At 72.0% G+C, this 16,573-nt stretch carries 17 protein-coding genes and 1 tRNA gene; 5 read left to right on the forward strand and 13 right to left on the reverse strand.

The genetic code is table 11. The annotated features are described in order from the left end of the window. Nucleotides 1–95 precede the first annotated feature (95 nt). From ACFQO7_RS14785 to ACFQO7_RS14790, 3 genes are read right to left on the reverse strand one after another with little or no spacing between them, the layout of a single operon-like run. Nucleotides 96–545, reverse strand: a complete 450-nt coding sequence (locus tag ACFQO7_RS14785) for a hypothetical protein (RefSeq protein WP_376806862.1) — start codon at nucleotides 543–545, stop codon at nucleotides 96–98. 45 nt (nucleotides 546–590) lie between these two features. Next, nucleotides 591–842, reverse strand: a complete 252-nt coding sequence (locus ACFQO7_RS37790) for a DUF7710 domain-containing protein (protein WP_465252385.1) — start codon at nucleotides 840–842, stop codon at nucleotides 591–593. After that, the gene (locus ACFQO7_RS14790; RefSeq protein ID WP_376806863.1) at nucleotides 843–1,526 is read right to left on the reverse strand and encodes a hypothetical protein; all 684 of its coding nucleotides are present in this window, start codon (nucleotides 1,524–1,526) and stop codon (nucleotides 843–845) included. Nucleotides 1,527–1,655: 129 nt separating this feature from the next. Here ACFQO7_RS14790 and ACFQO7_RS14795 point away from each other — a divergent pair, with 129 nt between their 5' ends. Further along, a complete protein-coding gene (locus tag ACFQO7_RS14795; protein ID WP_376806864.1) occupies nucleotides 1,656–2,186 on the forward strand; it encodes a DUF4240 domain-containing protein in 531 nt (176 codons plus the stop codon). A gap of 57 nt (nucleotides 2,187–2,243) precedes the next feature. Here the strand turns inward: ACFQO7_RS14795 and ACFQO7_RS14800 are convergent, their stop codons facing one another. Next, nucleotides 2,244–3,068: an ATP-grasp domain-containing protein gene (locus ACFQO7_RS14800; RefSeq protein ID WP_376806865.1), complete on the reverse strand. Its 825-nt coding sequence runs from the start codon at nucleotides 3,066–3,068 to the stop codon at nucleotides 2,244–2,246. Nucleotides 3,069–3,161: 93 nt separating this feature from the next. Beyond that, nucleotides 3,162–3,524, reverse strand: a complete 363-nt coding sequence (locus ACFQO7_RS14805) for a hypothetical protein (RefSeq protein WP_376806866.1) — start codon at nucleotides 3,522–3,524, stop codon at nucleotides 3,162–3,164. A 258-nt stretch (nucleotides 3,525–3,782) separates the two neighbouring features. Between ACFQO7_RS14805 and ACFQO7_RS14810 the strand changes: the two genes are divergently transcribed. Next, nucleotides 3,783–4,991, forward strand: coding sequence for a tyrosine-type recombinase/integrase (locus ACFQO7_RS14810; protein ID WP_376806867.1), 1,209 nt, complete (start codon nucleotides 3,783–3,785; stop codon nucleotides 4,989–4,991). A 94-nt stretch (nucleotides 4,992–5,085) separates the two neighbouring features. Here ACFQO7_RS14810 and ACFQO7_RS14815 read toward each other — a convergent pair. Next, a tRNA-Val gene (locus ACFQO7_RS14815) sits at nucleotides 5,086–5,160 on the reverse strand. A 206-nt stretch (nucleotides 5,161–5,366) separates the two neighbouring features. After that, entirely contained in the window at nucleotides 5,367–5,798 is a 432-nt protein-coding gene (locus tag ACFQO7_RS14820; RefSeq protein WP_120318938.1) for an SsgA family sporulation/cell division regulator, read from the reverse strand. A gap of 292 nt (nucleotides 5,799–6,090) precedes the next feature. Between ACFQO7_RS14820 and ACFQO7_RS14825 the strand changes: the two genes are divergently transcribed. Further along, complete coding sequence (locus ACFQO7_RS14825; RefSeq protein ID WP_376806868.1) at nucleotides 6,091–6,519, forward strand: TIGR02611 family protein; 429 nt, start codon at nucleotides 6,091–6,093, stop codon at nucleotides 6,517–6,519. Between the two features lie 220 nt (nucleotides 6,520–6,739). On the opposite strand, the gene ACFQO7_RS14830 is transcribed toward ACFQO7_RS14825, so the two are convergent. From ACFQO7_RS14830 to ACFQO7_RS14850, 5 genes are all read right to left on the reverse strand, one after another. Next, the gene (locus tag ACFQO7_RS14830; RefSeq protein WP_376806869.1) at nucleotides 6,740–7,891 is read right to left on the reverse strand and encodes a VWA domain-containing protein; all 1,152 of its coding nucleotides are present in this window, start codon (nucleotides 7,889–7,891) and stop codon (nucleotides 6,740–6,742) included. Further along, the gene (locus ACFQO7_RS14835) at nucleotides 7,888–10,281 is read right to left on the reverse strand and encodes a DUF5682 family protein (RefSeq protein ID WP_376806870.1); all 2,394 of its coding nucleotides are present in this window, start codon (nucleotides 10,279–10,281) and stop codon (nucleotides 7,888–7,890) included. Before ACFQO7_RS14835 ends, ACFQO7_RS14830 begins: the two co-directional genes overlap by 4 nt. Then, nucleotides 10,278–11,366: an ATP-binding protein gene (locus tag ACFQO7_RS14840; RefSeq protein WP_376806871.1), complete on the reverse strand. Its 1,089-nt coding sequence runs from the start codon at nucleotides 11,364–11,366 to the stop codon at nucleotides 10,278–10,280. The genes ACFQO7_RS14835 and ACFQO7_RS14840 overlap by 4 nt, the downstream gene beginning before the upstream one ends. Next, complete coding sequence (locus ACFQO7_RS14845; protein WP_376806872.1) at nucleotides 11,363–12,850, reverse strand: DUF5691 domain-containing protein; 1,488 nt, start codon at nucleotides 12,848–12,850, stop codon at nucleotides 11,363–11,365. The genes ACFQO7_RS14840 and ACFQO7_RS14845 overlap by 4 nt, the downstream gene beginning before the upstream one ends. 103 nt (nucleotides 12,851–12,953) lie before the next feature. Continuing rightward, on the reverse strand, nucleotides 12,954–14,279 hold the full coding sequence (locus ACFQO7_RS14850; RefSeq protein ID WP_376806873.1) for an SWIM zinc finger family protein: 1,326 nt from the start codon (nucleotides 14,277–14,279) through the stop codon (nucleotides 12,954–12,956). Nucleotides 14,280–14,402: 123 nt separating this feature from the next. On the opposite strand from ACFQO7_RS14850, the gene ACFQO7_RS14855 reads away from it, so the two are divergent. Both ACFQO7_RS14855 and ACFQO7_RS14860 read left to right on the forward strand, forming a co-directional pair. Beyond that, the gene (locus ACFQO7_RS14855; protein WP_376806874.1) at nucleotides 14,403–14,897 is read left to right on the forward strand and encodes a SigE family RNA polymerase sigma factor; all 495 of its coding nucleotides are present in this window, start codon (nucleotides 14,403–14,405) and stop codon (nucleotides 14,895–14,897) included. After that, the gene (locus ACFQO7_RS14860; protein ID WP_376806875.1) at nucleotides 14,894–15,475 is read left to right on the forward strand and encodes a hypothetical protein; all 582 of its coding nucleotides are present in this window, start codon (nucleotides 14,894–14,896) and stop codon (nucleotides 15,473–15,475) included. The genes ACFQO7_RS14855 and ACFQO7_RS14860 overlap by 4 nt, the downstream gene beginning before the upstream one ends. Nucleotides 15,476–15,713: 238 nt before the next feature. Here ACFQO7_RS14860 and ACFQO7_RS14865 read toward each other — a convergent pair whose 3' ends face one another. Next, a complete protein-coding gene (locus tag ACFQO7_RS14865) occupies nucleotides 15,714–16,553 on the reverse strand; it encodes a hypothetical protein (protein WP_376806876.1) in 840 nt (279 codons plus the stop codon). Nucleotides 16,554–16,573 lie beyond the last annotated feature (20 nt).

Here is a 16,573-nt window from a genome sequence, read left to right on the forward strand (position 1 = left end):
CAGGTGGCGACATTCGCTGGCCACCAGTGGCGACCTCACGATGGCCGTTGACAGACACAGCAGACAGGCAGCGGCAGCACAGGGCAGCGGAAGTCCTACGCGAGATCCAGAAGGTGCATGTCGCCACCGCGGATCATCCAGTCGTCCCAGTAGCCGAGCCGCCCGCACGCGACACATCGGCTCGTGATCGCGAGCGCGCGGATCCCGCCGCTGGCGGCGTAGAGGGAGAAGCCCACCGCGACGTTGAAGTCTTCCTCGTCACCGTCACCGTCACACTCGCAGACCATGACCGCCGACCGGGTGTCGTCCCAGTACCCGCCGCTGTCGGCGATGAAATGCTCCGCACCACAGCCGCGGCAGACCCGCTTGGCAGCACGTTCTTCAAGGTCACCGTGTACACCGAAGACCTGACCGCCGCACGCCGCGCACCGGCACAACCGCACCTCGTGAACCTCGTAGCCCTCAGCGCCCTGGGCCATCGCGTACGCCGCGAGGTCGTCGAGGTCCTCCCCCACCGGCCAGTCGCCGACTTCGCCGATCACCACCGCAGCCACCTCACGGTCGTCAGCAACACCATGGGCTTGAACTCATCAGCCATGTGGTTTGCCGTCGACGACGTGGACATGACGCAGGCCAGGCGAGAACCCGGCGATGTGGGCCGGTCCCCCATGGTGCGGCTTCGTGGACCGGAAGCGGCCTTCGCGTACCGCAATGTCGTAGCCACCACCGACCGGACACTCGGCCAGGACGCCGGTGAGCCCGTGGGCAGCTGCCCACGCGAGGCCGTCTTCCCGGGTCACGAACGCCCCAGAGGCGTAGCGTGCACGGTCGCCGTGGAAGATTCAGATCCGTGGCGGCGTCGAGTCACACGGCTCGTCAGCGGGCTGACGGCGGCGGCCCTGCGGGGTGAAGGAGAACGAGTCGAGGAACCGGCCGGGCCGGTGCCCGACCGCGAGCAACGCGGGCTCGCCATCGACGCTGTGCTGTTCCTGCTCACCCTGCTGCGGGATGGCCGCGCCGTCCAGGTGGAAACAGACCAGGTCCTCCCCGGTCGCAGTCGTGTAGCACAGCGACTTCGGGTACAGCCGGTTCGATCCACCGATCCACAAGGAGGGCGGCCCGAACGCGTCGACAACTTCGGCCAGAGTCCGGTCCTGTCCGGTCCAGTCCTGGACTTCGGCGGCAAGCCGGTGATAGCTCTCGGCGGGCAGAGCATGATCGAGGTCCAGCCAGCCGAGCCGGTGGGCGATCTGTGCATAAACGGCGGCCGCCGCGGTCTGCCGGACCTGTTCGGGAACCAAGGCAACGAAAGCACCCGCCACGCCGGTCGCGGTGAACGCGCCGCGCGAGCGCAGGCCGTCGCACTCCGCTGTCCAGTCCGCGAGGCGGTTGTCGACGACGGCGAGCGCCTCCATCAGCAGCCGCGGGCCGGCCTCGTCTCTGCCATACATGCCGGGTCGGCGTAGCGCCAGATTCACCTGCTGACGGTGATGGCGGTACGCCTCGGCGAGCACGACCTCCGGCACCCCTGCGTCACCGGCCGATCATGCCAGACCCGGCCGACGAGGACGTGGCCCGCCGACCCGGCAAGTGCCTTCACGCAGCGCTCGTGGCGTTCAGGCTGATGTCCCAGGGCACTGCCATACTCCGGTGTCGTGAGCGTCGACGAGTTCTGGACCATCGTGGCCAAGGCGCGGCAGTCCGCGGGCGACTCCTCGGACGCTGAGGAAGTCGCCGAACGGACGCTGGCACTGCTGAGCGCGCTACCGCCTGAGCAGATCGCGGCATTGGCACGGCCGCTGTGGGATCTACGCGCCCGTTCGTACCGGTGGGAGCTTTGGCAGGCCGCCTATCTGATCAACGGCGGTTGCTCCGACGACGGCTTCGAGTACTTCCGCGGATGGCTGCTGGCCCAAGGGCGGGAGACGTTCGAACTCGCCGTCGCCGATCCCGACACGCTCGCGGAACTGCTAGCGGTCCAGCGCGTCGCGGCCGACGGCGAGGACCTGGAATGCGAGTCCATGTATGGCGTCGTGTGGGACGCCTACGAGGCCGCGACGGGCAGTATCGAGCTGCCTTGTCCGGTCACTGGCCGGTATCCCGAGCTCGGCCCGGGTTGGGACTTCGAGGACGCCGACGAGGTCCGGCGGCGCCTGCCGAGACTTGCAGCGCTCTTCGCAGATTAGCTTCTCCCTGTCCATCGCAGGGCGAGCTGATACATGGAGTATGCCGTGGCGCGCTAGTCAGCCAGAGGTGGTGGGATTTTTGGTGAACACCTGGTCGCGGGCGGTGAGGCGGTCGCGCGGTCCGGCCGCGCGGAGCACCACGTCGAGGACTCGGTCGGGGTCGGCGGCGTAGCTCGTGCTGAACCAGGCCATGTTCGCCTCGACCACAGCCCAGTGCTCGTCGCCGCGGTCGGCGTCGCTGACCAGGCCGACGTCGACAACGACGGCGCTGGGCAGGCTGTCCGCGCAGCCCTTGAGCAGACTTTCGGCGAAGTCGAGCACGGCGTCGCGATGCTGGCAGGCGCCGATGGGAGCCGGGTCCAGCCGACCGTTGACCGCGTAGCGGCTGGCGGCGTGGACTGTGGCGTCGAGGACGAACAGCCGGTACTCCACCAGGAACGTCACGATGTCGGCGACCAGCACCGGAGTGTCAGCGGAAAGGGTGTGGTCGCCGGGCAGCCGGGAGCCGTCGGCGTATACGCCGGCCGGCAGCGTCTTGTCGCGGGGCTGTTTGACGAACATCGGTGTACGGGACCAGCGCGCCTCACCAAGTGTGGTGAGGGCGATCTCGCGGCGGGAGTACTCATACGGCAGCCGGGCCAGCCAGTCATCGGCCGGCTCAAGCAGCACGAGGTCGAGGTCTGCGGCAACCGCGCCAGCGAAGATCGGTCCACCGTAGAGATGCCCGCCAGGAGCGTGCCGACGCCGGTCCGGCACCACCGGGCCGGCCAACTGCTCCACCGCCAGGCCTCGACGCCGAGCCGCTGCGGCGAGCAGCGCAGCGGTGTCGTCCAGGCGCGGCGGCAGTACCAGGAACTCGGACACCGGGGCGGCGATGGTCATGGCCGACGATTCTGCCTTCTCTGCCGCCCTGCCGTCGCGCGACTTCCTTGCACCGCCCGGCGCGGACAGGCCGCTTACCCCCAACGGCGCGCATCACCCGCCGATGACCGACCGCCCAAGCGTCTGATCCACACCCAGGCACGCCACGACCGTGGTGAGATCCTCGTCGAGGAAGAGCTGGAAGTGATACGTGCCGTCGGTGAGGTCTACGGCACCGAGTCGCAACGGCCGTTCGCCGTGAGCACGCAAGGCGTCGACCGCCGCGGCGAACCCGAGAACCGGGATACCGGCTCGCCGGACACCTTCTTCTCGCCTGCGGTAGATCGCCAGGAAGTGCGACGCCCGAAGCGCGTCCGCATCGACCCAGAACCGCGCTCCTGACGACAGCGCGCGGCGACAGGCCAGGAAGGCTTCACCCTCGCCACCCAACAACTCGATCAGTTGATCACGGTCCACGCCGCGAATCTACCGTTCCACGGGTGCACCGAGTTGCACACTTTTGGGCGAGCAGCAGGCTCGGTCGCCTGTACGCCAAGGTGGTGCAGGGCCTGCACTCTGGTGCTCCGACCGGTAATCAGCTCGTAAGATCCCTGCCGCCGCAAGGGGCATAGCCTGATCAGAAGGACCGCCGGAAGCCGGCGCTACCCCCGAGACACCAGCCTCCAGGCCGATGCCTGCCGTCTGCGCTCCGACGGCGATCAGGAGGTGATCATCATGGCGTGGATGGAGAACACCGGGCGCAGTTTCCGGGTGCGGCGTCGGCACCGCGGCCGGACCGTCACCGACTCGACGTACCCGACCGAGGCCGAAGCAGTCGCTCGGCTTGCCCAGTTGGCCGCGGCGCGGCGGGAGATCCGCCGGCACCTGGCTGATGTGCCCGCTCCGACTTTGCGGCAGTGGGTGGGCATGTGGCTGCCCTCGCACACGGCCGGGCCGGTGACCCTGGCCCGGTATGAGTCGATGCTGCGGGTGCACATCCTGCCCCGCTTCGGCGACCAGCACCTGGACGAGATCAGCCGCAACGACGTCAAAGCCTTCGCGCTCGACCTGCGGGCGAGGTTGGCTCCGGTCAGTGTCCGGTCGGTCGTGACACTGCTCGGGCTCGTGTTGCGGGAGGCGATCGAGGAGCACTACCTGTACTTCGACCCCACCGGGAGGCTCCGGCTGCGCGACGGCATCGCCGTGCCACGGCCGGTGGCGACACCCGGGCAGGTGTGGCAGATCGCTTCCCGGATGCCCGACCTGATCACCCGGACCCTCGTCGTCACGGCCGCCTACACCGGGGCTCGGATCGGCGAGCTGCTCGGCCTGGACCGGCGCAACGTGCACCTGGACACCGGCGTCATCGACGTCGTGCCCAAGGTCGGCGCGTTGCACGAGGAGGGCGGCGACAGATGGCTGGGCGACCCGAAGACGGCGGCGTCGGTGCGCCAGATCGCACTGACGCCGTTCCTCGTCGAAGGCTTGGGCATCCTGCTGGCGGCGCATCCGCACGGCACGGTGTTCTGCATCGGCGACGGGGACTGGATGTGGCGAACGACCTATGTCCAGCGCTATTGGCGGCCGGCCTGCGACGGCCGGGCCGACCGGGGCTGGGCGCCGATCCTGGCCGGGTTGCGGTTCCACGACCTGCGGCATGCTCACCGCACGTGGATGGACGAGGACCGGATCCCGGAGGTGCTCAAGAACCAGCGGCTCGGGCACGCGATGCCGGGTATCGCCGGGGTGTACTCCCACGTCACCGAGGCGATGCAGCCGCCGCTGCTGGAGGCGTTGCAGCGGCGCTGGCAGGACAGCGGTGCCCGCTGGTGGACGCCTGAGGAGGTGCCGATCATGAAGGGGAAGAGGTCACCGGTCCAGGTGGCCGATAGCCACAGGGCCCGCAACCTGGGCAGACATCGCAAGCCGGTAACGGCTATCTGACTGGTGAGTCATTACAAATGGAGCAGAAAAGTCCCATAAAATCGATGAAGCCGTATGAAGGTTTCCCTTCATACGGCTTCTGACCTGCATATATTGGTGGGCGATACTGGGATCGAACCAGTGACCTCTTCCGTGTGAAGGAAGCGCGCTCCCGCTGCGCCAATCGCCCGCAACGGAATGGAACTCTACAGCACCCGCGGCACCGTCCGCATCTCGGTACCCCTCCCGCGTGTCGCATCCGACAAACCCCCCGAAACAGCACGAGACGAGGTGCTCATCGCGAGCACCTCGTCGGAGTGCTGACCGGGTGTCCGGTCGGAGTTGCCTGGTTCAGGGAGTGATCATCAGGGCTGACCGTCGCTGGTCAGCTGCTGATCATCGACCGGCGAGCAGCCGGTTGACCGCCGCGTCGACGTCGAGGTGGTCGGTCTCGCGACCGCGGGGTACCACGACGTAGGTGCGGCGCAGGAAGCGTACGAGCACGCTTCGTGGGACTTCGAAGAGCGCGTTGCCGTCGGGCGACGACAGGGCGAGCGCGACGAAGTCGCCGCGCGGGGTGGCCCAGGGCCAGACCCGCACGTCGCCGATGCCGGCCGGCTCGTCGAGTCCGGTGACCAGCAGTTCACGGGCGAACGACCAGCTCACCGCCTCGCCGCCGGCGGATTCGGCGTGGAAGAGCACATGCACCGCGTACGGGTCGACCGGGTCGTAGCGAAGACTCGCCCGCACCGGAAGCGAGGTCGCGTCGGGCGCGACCAGCCGCAACGATGTCTCGACCTCGACGGTCGTAGGACGGATAGCACTCATGGACGTACTCCCCCCGGCACTGCGGCGGAGCTTGACCGCCCCGCCCCTCCCATACTCAAGGTGACCCTCCCCTATACGCTCCGTCATCTTACGATCTCACCCGATAGCGGGAAGATCGCTGATTACGTGGGCACGGACCCACCACAGGGAGTAAGATGCCGTGCTTTTGCCCGGTATTGCCGATCGTGCGATGCCGGCCAAGACCGTCGACACACTCCGGTAACGTCCAGTCATCGGGGTTGGTGACGGGTGATTCCGCGACCCCGGCGACATGGGCGACAAGGGTGGGGAGATGAGCGACAAACCGGACTTTCCGCGGGATTCCAGCACCTGGCGGGACCGGGCGCGGATAGCGCATCAGACCGTTCGGGCTAATCCGACCGGGGCAGCCGTCCTCAAAGTGATCATCGGTGCGCTGGGCGCCGTGGTGGTGGCGGTGGGCATCCTGCTGATCCCGCTGCCGGGGCCGGGCTGGCTGATCGTGATCGGCGGTCTGGCGATCTGGGCGATCGAGTTCGTGTGGGCGCGGCACCTGCTGCAGTTCACCAAGGACAAGGTGCGCGGCTGGACCGAGTGGGTCAAACGCCAGTCGCTACTGGTGCGCCTGCTGATCGGGCTGGCCGGGCTGGTGTTCGTGGCCGCGGTGCTCGTCACCACGCTGCGCTACAGCCTCGGCATCGACGTGGTCAGCCAGGCCTGGGGATACGTCACCACGCGCTGAGATCGCCGCAGCACCCGCTGACACCGCACGGAAACATGCCGGAAGCAGGCGCGTGACCACCGGTGAGCGGCGCGGCCGAGCGCTCCGGACAGCGGGGCCCGTACGTCCGGAGGACTTGACCGGACGCCCGGCAAGCGGTGTGATCAGTGTGATCCGGCCGCGCCCGTCAACCTCCCCAGGTCAGCGCGGCCGGGTCCGTGCGTTGTGGCTGATCCGCGGCTCAGCGACCCAGCTTCTCGATGATCGGTTGCAGGTCGCGCCGTTCGATCGCCGCCGCCATCAGTTCCGGGAACGCGTCCGGTGTGCACGCGAACGACGGAACCCCCATCGCCGCCAGCGCAGCGGCGTTGCTGTGGTCGTACGAAGGCTGGCCTTCATCGGACAGTGCGAGCAGGACGATCACCTGCACCCCGGCGGCGGTCATCGCCGCGACACGGCGCAGCATCTCCGCCCGCACCCCGCCCTCGTACAGGTCGCTGATGAGGATGAAGATGCTGTCCCGGGGCCGGGTGATCAGGCCCTGGCAGTACGCGATGGCCCGGTTGATGTCGGTGCCGCCGCCCAGCTGCGTGCCGAACAGCACCTCGACCGGGTCGTGCAGCTGGTCGGTGAGGTCCACGACCGCGGTGTCGAACACCACCAGGGACGTGCGCAGGCTTTTCATCGACGCGAGCACCGCGGCGAACACTCCGGAGTAGACCACCGACGCCGCCATCGAACCGGACTGGTCCACGCACAGCACCACGTCACGGTGCACCGCCTTGGTGGACCGGCCGTAGCCGATCAGCCGCTCGGGCACCACGGTGCGGTGTTCGGCCTGGTAGTGCTTGAGGTTGGCGCGGATGGTGCGGTTCCAGTCGATGTCGCGGTGCCGCGGGCGGCTGATCCGGGCAGCGCGGTTGAGCGCGCCGGTGACCGCGGCCCGGGTGCGCTGCGCTACCCTGCGCTCCAGCTCCGCGACGACCTTCGCCACCACCATGCGCGCGGTGGTGCGGGCCTTGTCCGGCATCACCTTGTTCAGCGACAGCAGCGTGCCGACCAGGTGCACGTCCGGTTCGACGGCCTCCAGCATCTCCGGTTCGACCAGCAGCCGGGTCAGATTGAGCCGCTCGATCGCGTCGGCCTGCATCACCTGCACCACGGTCGACGGGAAGTACTGCCGGATGTCGCCCAGCCACCGGGCCACCTTCGGCGCGGAGCCGCCCAGCCCGGCACTGCGCCCGGACCCTCCCTCACCGCCGCCGTCGCGGTACAGCGCGGCCAGGGCCTCGTCCATGCCCTTGTCCACTCCGGCCAGCGTGACCCCGGTGCCCTCGGCGCCCTCGCCGCCGAGCACCAGCCGCCACCGGCGCATCCGCTCGTCGTCGCTCACCGTGCTCCCCTTCCCGCTGCCAGCAGCAGTTCCAGCGTCGGCAGCACCCGCCCGACCCGCGCCGGGTCCAGCTCAAAATCGTCCACATCGGACGTCGGTCGCGTGCCGCCGCTGCCGAGCCGCCGGACCTGCTCGCCGACCGCGCGCCGTTCCGGGGCCGCGAACGCCGCGAAGGTACGCCGCAGCAGCGGCAACACCGCCGTGAACACGTCCGGGGCCAGCCCGGACAGCCACCGGTCGGTCAGCGCCAGCAGCGCCTCGTCGTGCACCAGCAGCAGTCCCCCGCCGGACAGGAAGCCCTCGACGTACCCGGCCGCGGTCACCGGCGGCGCGCCGACGGTCAGCGCGAGGCGCGGTCGCAGTTCGGCGGCGTCGGCGTCGAGGGTGCCCGCGTCGCGCAGCAGCCGCAGCAGCCGGCCGGCGAGCAGGCCGGGCAGGTCCGGCCGGTCGACGAGCCGGGCCAGGGTGTCCAGCCACTCCGCGCGCAGCGGCAGCCGCTCGGCGAGCAGGCTCAGCGCTTCGTGCGTGGTGTCCAGGTGGGTGCGCGTGGCGCGGGCCGCGTCGTCGTCGAGGCCGGTCAGCGCGCCGGGCAGGCCCAGCCGGATCCGGGTGACCAGGCCGGTCAGCACCTCGGCGAGCGCGTCGGTGCTGGTGGCGCGGACGTCGCCGTAGCGCAGGGTGCGGGCCAGCGCTGGCACGGCCGCCATGAGCTGCGCGACGTCGGTGTCCAGTGCCGCCCGGTCGGACAGCTGCCGTAGCACCGCGGGCTGCGCGTCGGGCAGCTGCGCGAGCAGGCACGACTCCAGCAGCCCGGTCAGCGCGGCCAGGTCGGCGTCCGCGGCGGCCTCGACGGCCTTGGCGGTCGCGGCCTGCTCCACGGTGGTGCCGTAGGCGCTGGCGGCGATGAGGTCGACCGCGTACTCCGGGTGCCATTGCAGCTGCCAGGACTCCCAGAAGGTGCCCTTGCCGGATTTGCGCTGCACGGGGGTGCCCCAACCGACGCCGAGCAGGCGCAGCCGGTGCAGCAGCCGGCTGCGTTCCAGGTCGTTCGGTTTGCGCAGGTCGAGGTCGTGGTCGGTGACCAGGGCCTGCTGGGCGAGCTTCAACCGGCGGGCGGTCGCGTCCAGGTCGCGGGCCAGCGGCACCGCGGGGGCGTCGGGGGGTACGGCGCCCAGCCGCTCCCCCACCACGACCCGCCGCTGCACCAGCTCCAGACGAGTGTCGTCGCCCTCGCACAGCACCGCCCGGGTCGCCTCGGTCACCTCGGCCAGACCGGGCACCGGCCGTCCCCGCAGCACGGCCAGAGTGTCGGCCAGGCGCGCCGACTCGATGACGTGCGCGCTGGACACCGCGATGTCCTCGTCGCGCAGCACCCCGGCGACGCCGACGAGCCACCGCTCGACCGGCTGGTCTTCGGCGGTGAACAGGTGGTGGTACCAGCCCGGCGCGGTGACGCCCGCGCCGTAGCCGCTCCACGACGCCAGCCGCCCGTGCGTCCACGGCACCCACGTCACCGTCGCCGGGATGCTCGGCAGGCCCCTGAGCAGTGCCGCGTCGTCCTTCGCAGGCGGCAGGTCGCCGGCCAGCGCGGGCACGTGCCACGCGCCGCAGACCACCGCGATCCGCTGGTGGCCCTCCTTCAGCGCGGCACGCAGCGCCTGGCGCATGTACGCCTCGCGCACCAGATCCTCGGCGATCGCCGGGGCGACCTCGCGGACCGCCGCCATCGCCTCGGCCACGGCCTCGAACGGCGGCACGTCACGCCGGTGCTCGATCACGTCCTCCCACCAGCGCTCCGGGTCGTCGTACCCGGCCGCGTGCGCCAGCCCGGCGATCGGGTCGATCCGCAGCTCCTCCTCAGGGTCGGCAGCGGCCGTGCCCGGCTCCCCGGGCCCGGTCGGCAGCTGCGGCCCGGCAGTCGCGACGTCTGGCCCGGCAGCGGGCGCGCCCGGCGCGGCGGTCGGCTCCTGACCGGCAGGCGCACCGGTGGCCGGCGGCTCCGCCGCAGGGGCGGTCCCGTCCAGCGGGCCGGCCGGTTCGGCGGCGCGGGCCGCGAACCGGTGGCCGGCGGGCAGGTCGCAGAAGCGCAGCGGCACGTCGTGGGTGACGGACCAGCGCAGCGCCTGCCACTCCGGCGAGAACACGGCGAACGGCCAGAACGACGCGTTGCGGCCCTGCTCGCCCTTGGCCGCGTTGGTCGGGTACGCCAGCAGCGCCACCGGCGGTTCGAGCCGCTCGTCTGCGGCCAGCGCGACCAGGCCGTCGGCCTCGGGCGGCCCCTCCACCAGGATCATGTCGGGCTTCAGCTCGTCCAGCGCCCGCACCAGGGCCCGGGCCGAACCCGGGCCGTGGTGGCGGATGCCGAACACGTGCACCCGGTCGGTGCTCACTCCGCCTCCCGGGCGGCGCGGTAGAAGTCCTTCCAGCCGTCGCGCTCACGCGCCACGGTCTCCAGGTACTCCCGCCAGATCACGGCGTCGGAGACGGGGTCGCGGACCACGGCCCCGCGGATGCCCGCCGCGACGTCGGCGGCCCGCACGGTACCGTCACCGAAGTGCGAGGCAAGGGCCATGCCGCTGGTCATCACCGAGATCGCCTCGGCGGTGGACAGGGTGCCGCTGGGGCTCTTCAGCTTGGTACGCCCATCGGCGGTCAGCCCTTCCCGCAGCTCCCGGAACACGGTCACCACGCGGCGGATCTCGCTGATCGCGTCCGGCACCGCGGGCAGCTCCAGCGCCCTGCCCAGCGACGCAACCCGCTGCGAAACGATCTCGACCTCCTCCTCGACGGTGCCCGGCACCGGCAGCACGACGGTGTTGAACCGCCGCCGCAGCGCGCTGGACAGCTCGTTGACGCCCCGGTCGCGGTCGTTGGCGGTCGCGATGACGTTGAAGCCCTTGACCGCCTGCACCTCCTCACCGAGCTCCGGCACCGGCAGCGTCTTCTCCGACAGGATCGTCAGCAGCGTGTCCTGCACGTCGGACGGCACCCGGGTCAGCTCCTCGATCCGGGCGATCGCACCGGTGCGCATCGCGCGCATCACCGGGCTGGGCACCACCGCACCGGCGGTCGGGCCCTCGGCGAGCAGCCGCGCGTAGTTCCAGCCGTAGCGCATCGCCTCCTCCGGGGTGCCCGCGGTGCCCTGGACCAGCAGCGTCGAGTCGCCGCTGATCGCCGCGGCCAGGTGCTCCGACACCCACGTCTTGGCGGTGCCGGGCACGCCGAGCAGCAGCAGCGCCCGGTCGGTGGCCAGCGTCGCCACGGCCACCTCCATCAGCCGCCGCGGCCCGATGTACTTCGCGCTGACGTCCTTGCCGTCGCCGAGCAGGTACGTCACGACGGCCTGCGGGGACAGCCGCCAGCCGGGCGGGCGCGGCAGGTCGTCGGCCGCGGCGAGCTGCTCCAGTTCGGCGGCGTAGAGCTGCTCGGCGTGCGGGCGCAGCACCGTGGGCGTGGCGTCGAGGGTGGCGGTCATGAGAGCTCCTGGTGGATGTCGTGGCGGATCTGCAGCATGGTGATGAAGCGGGCCAGCAGCTGCTGGTCTGGGATCGGCAGGGAGTCGTGCAGGGCGCGGGCCTGCGGCGCGTACGCCGGGTCGAAGCCCCATTCGGCGTGGCGCAGCAGCTGCCACCAGCCGGAGCGGCGGCGCTGGGTGTCGGCCAAGCACTCCAGGACGGCTTCGGGGACAGGCGCGGCCCACGGCGTGGGGAGCACGTCGAGCAGCCGGGTCGCGATGTCGACCTCGCGCCGCAGCTGTGCGGCGATCAGCTCGGCCAGATCCTGCTCGGGCATGACCGCGGCGAGTTCCCGCAGCTCGTTCATGTCGCGGCGGCCGAGCTCCGCGTGGATGAGCGCGGCGGCCCAGGCCCCGTCGCGTTGCGTGATCGCGGCGCGGCTGAGCCCGGCCCGGAACACCGCGCCCCAGGTGTCGTCGAACTTGCGGCCGAGCAGCCCGGCCGGGGTGTCGTCGAACGCCGTCCAGCAGTCCAGCGGCGCGTACTCGATGATCTGGCGCAGCCAGTGGGTGCGCTCGCCGACGCTCTGCGGCGGTTTGACGCTGATCCCGTCGCGTCGCATCGACTCGTCGCACTCGGTCGGCGCCGTCGCGACGAGCTTGCGCGCGGCGACGTGCACGCATGCGAGGGCCCGTTCGGCCATGCGCTGCCGCCACGCCGAGCCGGGCAGCATGGCGAGCAGCCGCGCGGCGGCCTCGCGGACCTGCGCGCGCCGGTCGTCGAGGGCCTTCTCCAGCCACGGCTCGTCGTCGGGCCCGAGCCCGGCGGCGCAGGCGGCGATGAGCGCGGCCAGATCGGACGCCTTCTCCTGCGGCCACGCCTCCAGCAGCAGGTCCCGCCCGGCGGCGGCGTCGCGGGCGCGCAGCTCGCCGAGGTGGCGGACCCGGTCGGCGGCCCGGCCGGTGTCCCAGTCGGCGGGCTGCGCCGCGTCCTCCGGCTGCGCGGCCCAGGCCCAGCGGCCCGGTCCCTGCAGGGCCAGCCAGTTCAGGCGCGTTCCGCCGACGGCGCGCACCGCGGGGCGCACCGAGGAGTCGGAGCCGCCCAGGTCCAGCAGCGCGACCAGCAGGCCGGGCTCGGCGAGCAGGCCGCGCCCGGCGGCGATGCGCAGCCACTCGCCGGCCAGTTCCCGGGTCGTGGTCCGGTCCAGTTCGGCGTCCCCGCCGGACAGCAGGGCCGCGACCCGCTGCTGCGCGGCGGCCGACGCGTACGGCGCGGTCTCGGCCTCGGCCGGGTCGGGGCGCTGCGGCCGGGCGGGGACCTGCCCCGCGCGGCGGGCGACGGTCACCGCGGCCGCGGCGCACAGCAGCCCGTCGGGGTCCAGTTCGGTGCCGAGCGGATCCAGCACGTCGGACAGCGGGCCGTCCACGCCGGTCAGCACCGGCCTGCGCCGGTCGGTGCCGACGAGCGCGCTGGACATCAGATCGGACCAGATGCTCGTGCTCATGCCTGCTCCCCCCTTACGCCCGACGGCCGGTTTCGTGTGGTCAAGGTTCATGCGCGCTGCTCCTTCGGCTCATGGCCGCGAGTCACGCCATAGATATAAGGAGTCATGCGCGGACCACCTCCGTGCCGTCGTACACCGCGAGCGGCCGCAGCCCGGCGGGTCCCCACTCGGCGGCGAGGGTGATCTCGTGTCCGCCCGCGACGGCGGCCAGCCGCCACGGCTCGCCGAGCGCCGGGTCCAGGGGCAGCGCGTCGCCGTCGGGGTCGACCAGGTGCCAGGGGTTGCCGGGGGCGAGCACGCCGCGCAGCAGCACCGGCCATTGGAACAGCCACGGGTCGCCGGCCAGGGCCGCGCCGACCTCGTCGAGCGCCTGCGCGACGGTCTGCGCCGGGCCGGGCGCCGGGCACGGCGCGGGTGCGCCGTGGCGCGCGGCGACCAGGGCCCGCAGCGGGGCCGCGCCGGGGTAATAGGTCACATCGGCGTCGAGTTCGGTGCCGAGCACGAGGTCGACGGGCAGGGCCTGGCCCGGCATCGCGAACGACAGCACCAGCGCGGGGCGTCCGGTGTCGCGGCCGCGCAGCCATACCCGGCGGCTGGTCAGCTTGTCCTCGGTCTCGTCGCGGGTGCCGACGACCTGCCACCGGTCGCGCACCGGCACCCCGGCCAGGACCTGCTCGGTGGGCACGGCCTGGCCGACGCGGCTGTGCACGGTCGCGGCCAGGTCCTCGGGCAGCGCCTCGGGGTTCGCGGCGGCACCGGACAGCAGGTGCAGCAGCGACAGCTCGGCCAGCAGGCGCTGCTCCCAGCCGGGCCCGGAGCTGGGCACCGGGGCCAGGCGGCGCACCGCACCGGCCAGGCCCGGGGCCTGGGCGTCCACGAGCCGGGCCGCGACCTGCTCGAACGGGCGGTAACCGGCCTGGTCGAGCCCGGCGATGCCGTGCCGGACCTGATCGGACAGCCAGGTGCGCAGCTCGGCGATGCCCGCGGCGACGGACTCGGCGCGTTTGTCGGCGCGGCGCTGCGCGGCCCGCTCCTGGGCTTCGGTGCGCGGCGCGGCGGCCTGCTGGGCCTTCTTCTCGGCGCGGGCCCCGCGGGAGGTGGTCCAGTCGGTCATGAACTGCGGCGGCTCGTCGGCCGCGACCTGGCCGGACGACCAGCGCAGCAGCAGCGCGAGCGCGTGTTTGCAGGGGAACTTGCGGCTCGGGCAGGAGCAGCGGTAGGCGGGCTCGTCCAGATCCACGCAGATCTGGTACGGCGTGCTGCCGCTGCCCTTGCACAGCCCCCACAGCCCCGCCGGGGTGCCGCCGTGGCCGGTGGCGCTCCAGCCGGACGCCCCGGCGAGTTTGCGGGCCGCGGCGAAACTCGACGCGTCGGGGGCCAGCCCCTGGACCTGTTCGGCGGTCCAGGGCGGCTCGGTCGGTTCGGACATGCGCGCCACCGTAGCCACCCCGTCCGACAACGACTGTCGCGGCCCGTGCAACCCGCACGCCATCAGTTCGCATGGAGTCGGTATGAGCGACAGTCACGAACGAGACCACCTACCGGAGGGCGGATGAACGACTTCCGCGAGTACGCCGGCTCCCGGCGGGCCGCCCTGCGCCGCACGGCGTACCTGCTGTGCGGGGACTGGCACCAGGCCGACGACCTGGTCCAGGACGCCCTGGCCGGACTGTTCGTGCACTGGCGGCGGGTACGGGCCGGCGGCGACGTCGACCCGTACGTGCGCCGCATGCTCGTCAACGGCTACCTCGCCACGCACCGCCGCAAGTGGCGGCGCGAGGTGGCCACCGCCGAACTGCCCGACACGGCGGTCGCCGACCCGCACGACGACGGCACCCGCGATGTCCTGCTGCGGGCGCTGGCGCGGCTGCACCCGTCGCAGCGGGCGGTCGTGGTGCTGCGCTACTGGGAGGACCTGTCGGTCGAGCAGACCGCGGCGGCGCTGGGGTGCAGCACGGGCAACGTCAAGAGTCAGGCCTCCCGTGGCCTGGCGCACCTACGCGAGGCGCTGGCACGCTCCGGCGCCCTGGAAGGAGAACTCACATGAACGAGGACGAGGACGTCCGGTCGGCCCTGGCCGCGCTGGTCGCCGACGAACCGGACCTGCCCGGCGGCACGGCTGACATCGAACGGCGCGGGATGCGCCGTCGCAACCGCCGGTACGCGGTGATCGGCGCGCTGGCGCTGACGCCGCTGCTGGCCGGGGCGGTCGCCGTGGCGGTCTGGCCGAGCGCGCCGCCCGCGCGGGTCACCGCGCAGCCGTCGCCGTCGGCGGAGCCGGTGTTCGACCCGAACGCCGGATCGCAGCTGGCCGTGGGCTTCCCGCTGGGCAGCGCGGTCGACGCCGTGGCGGGCGCGCTGCCGCCCGGGGTCGCGCTGGCGGAGCTGCCGATGGACCTGGGCTGGGGCGAGGGCGGCACGCTGGTGCTGCCGCTGGCCTCCGGCGGCACGCTGACGGTGACGGTGACCGGCGGCTCCTGCCTGGTCGACACGGAGCGACTGACGCCCGCGCAGGCCACGGCTGCCGCGGACGCGGTCTGTGCGGCCTGGGTGGCGGCCGGTTCCCCGCCGGTGCTGCCCGCCGACCCGAACGCTTCGCAACGCCCGGACCTGGCCGCGCAGTGACAGGCCGGCCGCTGAACCGCCCCGCGACACTGCGACTGTTCCCGGTCGCCGAACCGTTCCGCCACACCGCGGCCGTTCCCGGCCGCTGATCCGTCACACGGCGGCCAGACGTGGCCGCAGGTGTGTCCGTGCCGCGTCGTGTCAGGACGCGGGAGGGAGGTCCGTCCGGCGCCGGACGGACGTTCCCGTTGCCGCCGGCGGGTGCGGCGATGGTCGCCCGCCGCGGGACCGCCTCGGGCTACACCGTTCCTGGAGCGACCGGTCCCGGGCCGGCCCAGACACCGCCGGGCGAGGCCTGCATCGCCAGGTCCGGCTGCTGCACCGGTGGCGGTTCGAGCAACTTGGCGCGGTCGTCGGGCAGCCGGGTGCGCGCGGGGTCCAGGAAGTCGATCAGGTCGATCAACGCGTGCTGGGCCCGGATCAGCCGCTCGTTGCCCGCCCAGTCCTGCGCCACGACCTCGGGGACGTCCTCGACCAGCCGGCGGAACCAGCGGCGGAACTCGTCGTTGTTGTCCAGCTGCGAGCAGAACGCCGGGTAGGTCATGCTGTCGGCCCGGCCGTTGGTCGCGACGATCATCAGCTCGCCGATGGCGCGCTGCTGGCCCTTGAACAGCCGGAAGTGGTTGCCAGGCAGCTTCATCGAGGAGAACGCGGTGCCGACGAGGTTGAGATGCCGGTGGAAGGTGCGGTTGCTGTCCTCGTCGCCGAGGTCGAGGAAACGCAGGTCACGCCGGATGATCTCGACCCAGCAGAAGTAGTCGGCCAGCACGTAGACGGTGTAGTCGCGGGCGTAGCGGCGCTCGTCCTCGTCCGGGTGGTTCAGGTATTCGCGCATGTAGACGCCGCCGACGGCGTTGTGCAGGCGGGACTGCAGGTTGAACGCGGCCAGCAGCAGCGGCTCGCGGTACCGGCTGATCACCTCCTGGGCCTGCTCGGCTTTGCTGGCCTCGTGGCGTTCGGCGGCCAGCCGGTGCTCGAACATGGCGTTGCGGCGCGCCGACCAGGTGGTCATGACGCCGGCGACGATCGCGCCGAGCACGGACAGTGCCGCCGAGACCACGGTGACGATGTCGCCCATCGATGATCCTCCAGATGTGT

It is taken from the genome of Catellatospora aurea, assembly GCF_042663325.1.
GTDB lineage: Bacteria > Actinomycetota > Actinomycetes > Mycobacteriales > Micromonosporaceae > Catellatospora > Catellatospora aurea.